The sequence below is a fragment of the Phaeobacter sp. B1627 genome (genome assembly GCF_006265095.1).
In the GTDB taxonomy this organism is placed as follows: Bacteria; Pseudomonadota; Alphaproteobacteria; order Rhodobacterales; family Rhodobacteraceae; genus Epibacterium.
On sequence record NZ_VCNK01000093.1, the window covers coordinates 1 to 1,394 of the forward strand.

The 1,394-nt window shown below is 54.4% G+C and carries 2 protein-coding genes; both read right to left on the minus strand.

Annotation, left to right across the window (positions count from 1 at the left end; translation table 11 throughout):
• Positions 1 to 128: 128 nt before the first annotated feature.
• A complete protein-coding gene (locus FGE21_RS19785) occupies positions 129 to 995 on the minus strand; it encodes an abortive infection family protein (RefSeq protein WP_176695507.1) in 867 nt (288 codons plus the stop codon).
• The gene (locus FGE21_RS19790; protein WP_139665112.1) at positions 983 to 1,318 is read right to left on the minus strand and encodes a hypothetical protein; all 336 of its coding nucleotides are present in this window, start codon (positions 1,316 to 1,318) and stop codon (positions 983 to 985) included. Before FGE21_RS19790 ends, FGE21_RS19785 begins: the two co-directional genes overlap by 13 nt.
• Positions 1,319 to 1,394 lie beyond the last annotated feature (76 nt).

The window sequence follows — 1,394 nt, forward strand, 5'->3', positions numbered from 1 at the left end:
CTCGATTGCGAACAGCAGCCGACGCATACATGTGGGCCGGTCACCTACGTTGGAACCAAACGACGTTGGCGTTCGCTTTGCGCCATCGCAGGTGAGCTCGTTTTCGTTAGAAGCCGAGTACATCAGGGTCACTCCGACCGGCCAGGACCGTCGTGATAAGTTGCGACGATAAAAGTGGCCATGGCGCCGACGAAGTCGACGGCCAGAGCCGCATGACGAGCTTTAGGTTTTACGGGCCGTCTACCTTGTCCGTGAGCATCTCCGATCTTATCGCGGATGGTCCCGATACCATGAACGATCGAGGTGCAGCCACCCAGAACCTGCTTGAATGGTTCCAAAGTATGCTGAGACGGCGCGAGGTTGAGGCTTTCAGAGCATGACTTCCAGAGCTTGGGAAGATCGTCTGAGGATTTATACGAAATCGCCTGCTGATCCAGAACATGTTTGCAGACTCTCTCCAATAGCGTTCGGGCCGATGTGATCGCCCCTTCCGGGTCAACGTTTTTACGGGCCATGGCTTTTTGCCAAGCGGCATGTACGCCTTCCTCGTCAAACGAAGCGAGAACAACGGAGACCTCCTCTGACCCTGGGCTCGCCCCAAGCGTCGCCACGGGCTCGACTGCGAACAAAGGGTAGCCAGATTCCGTACCGACCTCGGTGAGTGCAAATCCATCTCGACGAAGAACGTTCGTGACCTTCTTTGCAAGTCCCCGCTGCTCGGGCTCGCTCCTGGTACGCGGGTGAGCACACATGGCGAGAAACCGGAAGACAAGGTCATTGGAAGAGTGAAGGAGACCAAGTTTCGTCAGCAAGTCCTTGTTGGACCAATCGAGAAACCGGACGCAATGTCGGTGAATCTCTTCGTCAAGGGCGTTGAAACGGGTGTCGTCTGGTGAACCATGGTACTTCCCGGTGTCATCCATATTTTTCAATGGCCATAGCTCGTTCAGGAAATCTAATAGATCAATTGCACCTGAAACCTCTATGGCATCCAAAACGTCGAAGAGCTTTCTCCGAGTAATCTCGGATACCCTAGGGCGTCCCCCTCTTCCAATCGAGCAACGGTTTCCCGAAGCTGGAAATCGTTGTATTCGTCGGCGATCTGGCGGGCGACTGTAAGGGCATCTTCGTTTCTCATGCAATCTATGAGCGAATGCACATAGGCACGCTTGCTGTTCATCGGTACCGCTTCGGTTTTCTCTACTTCTAGTCCGAGGCGGCGACATATGACCGGGAGTTTCGGAGCGGACACTTTTTGCCACAGCACTTCCGCGCACTGTTCTCGCATTTCTTGCCATTCGCCATGATGCCCATTCATCGTTCGATTTCCATTCTTGGACCCACCCTCAGGAGCGCAATGTGAAACAACCATGTGTGCGCTGCCGGATCAGCAA

Bases quoted from the DNA above. Each gene is read 5' to 3' on its own strand.
- FGE21_RS19790 (WP_139665112.1), bottom strand. From the start codon at position 1,318: ATGAATGGGCATCATGGCGAATGGCAAGAAATGCGAGAACAGTGCGCG.